Genomic DNA, 4,041 nt, shown 5'->3' with positions numbered 1-4,041 from the left:
GTCCCGGCCTCGGTCGGGAACGAGGACTCGATCATCACCTGGTAGCGGCGCATGTCGACTGTCAACGTTGACATTCGCTTGCCGAGGATGATGAAGTCAGCCCCGCGCGGCGGGCAAGCCCCCCGGGCGTAACAAGTGCGTAACGCAGTCGAAACCCGCGCCTTCGAGCGGGAGTTGACGGCCCGTGCCGCGCGGCACCCCTGCACCGGTCCATGAGAGGCGGTCCTTCGTGTCCCAGCGATTCGTCGCGGTCCTCGGCGAGTGCGTCGCCGACACCTTCGCCGACCCGGCGGGCGCCCGCCCGGGCGAGCTGGCCCTGCGCGTGCTGCCCGGCGGCGGGCCGGCCAACACCGCCGTCGCGCTGGGCCGGCTCGGCACGCCCACGCGCTTCCTCGGCCGGATCTCCACCGACGCCTTCGGCGGGCTGTTCCGCGCCCGGCTCGGCTCCGCCGGGGTCGACCTGGGCGCGGTGGTGACGGCTCCCGAGCCGAGCACGCTCGCCCTCGCCACCGTGGACGACCTCGGCCAGGCGCGCTACGCGTTCCACGCCGACCGGGCCGCCGACTGGCAGTGGAGCGCCGCCGAGCTGGCCGCCGTGCCGCTCGCCGACGTGAGCTGCCTGCACACCGGCTCGCTCGCGCTGGTCCGCGAGCCCGGCGGCGCCCTGGTCGAGCGGCTCCTCGACCGGGCCCGGGCCGGCCTCACGGTGTCGATCGACCCCAACGTCCGCCCGCAGCTGGTGGATCCGGAGGTCTACCGGGCCCGGCTCGACCGGTGGTGCGCGCTGGCGGACATCCTGCGGCTCAGCTCGGACGACCTGGAGCTGCTGCTGCCCGGCGTCCCGCCGGAACAGGCCTGTGACCGCTGGCACGCGGCCGGCGCCCGGCTGGTGGTGGTCACCCTCGGCGGCGCGGGCGTGCTGGTCTCGCTGGACGGCGAACGGGTCCGGGTGCCGGCGCCCGAGGTCGCGGTGGTGGACACCGTCGGCGCGGGCGACTCGTTCACCGCCGGGCTGCTGCACCGCCTCGGCGGGCTCGGCCGGCTCGGCGGACGGCTGACCGCGCTGACCCTCGCCGAGGCCGTCGCGGCCTGCCGGTTCGGCGCCGAGGTCGCGGCCCTGACCTGCTCGGTCGCCGGCCCCAACCCACCGTGGGCGGGTCAGCTCCGGATACCCCTGCAGCGCCCGGGCTCTTGACGGGGCGTCGCCGCCTGCCCATCATCCTCCGCAGCCGCTGTCATCGATGACATGAGTCAACGATGACACTCTCCCGGAGGAGCACTCCACCATGCCTGTTCCCCCTGCGCCCGTGCCCCGTGCCCGCCGACCGCTCGCCGCGCTCGCCGCCACCGCCCTCGCCGCCCTCACCGTGCTGCCGCTGACCCCGGCCTCGGCCGCCACCGACCGGCGGACCACGGCCGACCACCGGACCGCCACCGACCACCGGACCGCCTACCAGGAGCCCTACCGCCCGCAGTTCCACTTCTCGCCGGCCCGGAACTGGATGAACGACCCCAACGGCCCGATCCACCACCGCGGCGCCTACCACCTGTTCTTCCAGTACAACCCGGCCGGCGCCACCTGGGGCAACATGTCCTGGGGCCACGCCACCAGCCCCGACCTGGTGCACTGGACCGAGCAGCCGCTCGCCATCCCGCAGGACGACACCTCGATGATCTTCTCCGGCGCGGTGGTCGACGACCGCACCAACTCCAGCGGCCTGGGCACCGCCGACGACCCCCCGCTGGTCGCGGTCTACACCAGCGCGGCCAGGGCCCCCGGCGGCCGCCAGACGCAGTCGCTCGCCTACTCGCTGGACGGCGGCACCAGCTGGACCAAGTACCAGGGCAACCCCGTCCTGGACATCGGTTCCGCCGACTTCCGCGACCCCAAGGTCTTCTGGAACGACCGGACCGGCGGCTGGCTGATGGCCGTCGCCCTCGCCGACCGGCACCAGATCCGCTTCTACTCCTCCCACGACCTCAAGTCCTGGACCAGGCTGAGCGAGTTCGGCCCGGCCGGAGCCACCGGCGGGGTCTGGGAGTGCCCGGACCTCTTCCCCCTCGCCGTGGACGGCGACCCGGCGCGCACCCGGTGGGTGCTGACCGTCTCCACCAACGGCGGCCCCCAACGCTCCACCGCCGTCCAGTACTTCATAGGCGACTTCGACGGCACCGCCTTCACCGCGGACGACCCGGCCGGCGGCTACACCCCGCCCGCCGGCACCCTGCTGAACGGCTTCGACGACGGCGGCTACCGCGGCTGGACGGCCACCGGGACGGCCTTCGGCGCCGCCCCCGCCACCGGCACCCTGCCCGGCCAGCAACCCGTGTCCGGATTCACCGGACCGGGCCTGGCCAACACCTTTCTCGGCGGCGACGCCGCCACCGGCGAGCTGCTCTCGCCGCCCTTCACCGTCACCCGGCGCCACCTCAACTTCCTGGTGGGCGGCGGCAACCACCCGTACGTCCCGGGCGCCGGCGACGGTTCGGCACCTCCCGGGACCACCCTCGCCGACTTCCGGGGCCCCGCCCTCCCGTCCGGCTGGACGGCCGTCGGCGGCCTCGCCGGGATCGCACCCACCGAAGAGCAGCTGGATGGCGGCCTCGACGGCGGCGTGCTCGACACCTTCACCCCCGCCGCCGGGGACGCGGCCACCGGCACGGTGACCTCACCCGAGTTCACCGTCGACCGCCGCTACCTCAACGCCCTGATCGGCGGCGGCAACCACCCGGCCGGCACCGACGGCGAGACCACCGTCAACCTCGTGGTGGACGGCCGGGTGGTCCGCAGCGCCACCGGCCGCGACAGCGGCGAACTGAACTGGACCAGCTGGGACGTCGGCGAGTTCGCCGGCCGCCGGGCGACCGTCCGGATCGTCGACGGCGCCACCGGCGGCTGGGGGCACCTGATGGTCGACCACCTCCAGCTGTCCGACCAGCAGGCCCGGCCGAGGGACCGGCAGACCGCCGTCAACCTGCTGGTGGACGGCCGGGTGGTCCGCAGCGCCACCGGCGGCGACGGCGAGACCCTGGACTGGACGTCCTGGGACCTCGCCGACCTGATCGGCCGGCAGGCCCGGATCCAGGTCGTCGACCACGCCACCGGCGGCTGGGGACACGTGCTCGCCGACCAGTTCACGCTCGCCGACGCCCCGGCCCTCGGCGCGGCGCAGCGCGCGCACTGGCTCGACCACGGCGCCGACTTCTACGCCGCCACCAGCGTCAACGACGAACCTCACGGGCGCCGGGTGGTGATCGGCTGGATGAACAACTGGGCCTACGCCGACAAGGTCCCGACCTCGCCCTGGCGCGGCGTCGACGGCTTCCCACGCGAGCTCGCCCTCACCGCGGACGCCGCCGGCCGCACCGTGCTCGTCCAGCGCCCCGTCCGGGAGCTGGCGGAGCTGCGCGAGGGGCGGCCCTGGCGCACCACCGACCTGCCGGTGCGCGACACCCGGCTCCCGCTCCCGGTGAGCGGCGCCGCGCTGGAGATCGACGCCCGGCTGCGGGCCGGCACCGCCCGGGAGTTCGGCCTCGCGGTGCGCACCGGCGGCGGGCACCGGACCCGGATCGGCTACGACACCGCGACCGGCGAGCTGTACGTCGACCGCACCGCGTCCGGGAACACCGGCTTCCACGAGTCCTTCGCGGCCGTGCACCGGGCGAAGCTGCCCCTGGACCCGCAGGGCCGGCTCGACCTGCGCGTCCTGGTCGACGCCTCCTCGGTCGAGGTCTACGCGGGCGGCGGCAGGCTGGTGCTCACCGACCAGGTCTTCCCCGACCCCTCCGACACCGGCCTCGCCCTCTATGCCGACGGGGGAACCGCACGGGCCGATTCGCTGACGGCGCGTCAGTTGCGGTCGTCCTGGCGGAGCTAGTGCTGTGACCGCAGAGCAGCTGCGGACGTAGGTGATGCCGTGGCTGCGTGGGTAGGCCGCCGGGAGCCGGTCGGCCCGACCGGCCGAGGAAGTGCGCGCGATCGCTCCGCCACGCCGTCGGGGGGGGGGGGGGGGGGGGCCGCCCCCCCCCCCCCCCCCCCCC

The 4,041-nt window shown here is 75.2% G+C and carries 2 protein-coding genes; both read left to right on the top strand.

Annotated features, from left to right (window positions below; genetic code table 11):
* Window positions 1–229 precede the first annotated feature (229 nt).
* Window positions 230–1,195, top strand: a complete 966-nt coding sequence (locus ABZW03_RS38285; RefSeq protein WP_355269110.1) for a carbohydrate kinase — start codon at window positions 230–232, stop codon at window positions 1,193–1,195.
* Between the two features lie 91 nt (window positions 1,196–1,286).
* Entirely contained in the window at window positions 1,287–3,878 is a 2,592-nt protein-coding gene (locus ABZW03_RS38280) for a GH32 C-terminal domain-containing protein (protein ID WP_355269108.1), read from the top strand.
* Window positions 3,879–4,041: the final 163 nt, after the last annotated feature.

Source organism: Kitasatospora sp. NPDC004799, assembly GCF_040609095.1.
Classification (GTDB): domain Bacteria; phylum Actinomycetota; class Actinomycetes; order Streptomycetales; family Streptomycetaceae; genus Kitasatospora.
Note: the sequence above shows the minus strand (reverse complement) of the source record. Positions and strands in the feature narration are given on the sequence as shown.

Excerpts from the sequence above, each read along its gene's own strand:
- ABZW03_RS38280 (WP_355269108.1), top strand. The coding sequence starts at position 1,287 with ATGCCTGTTCCCCCTGCGCCCGTGCCCCGTGCCCGCCGACCGCTCGCC.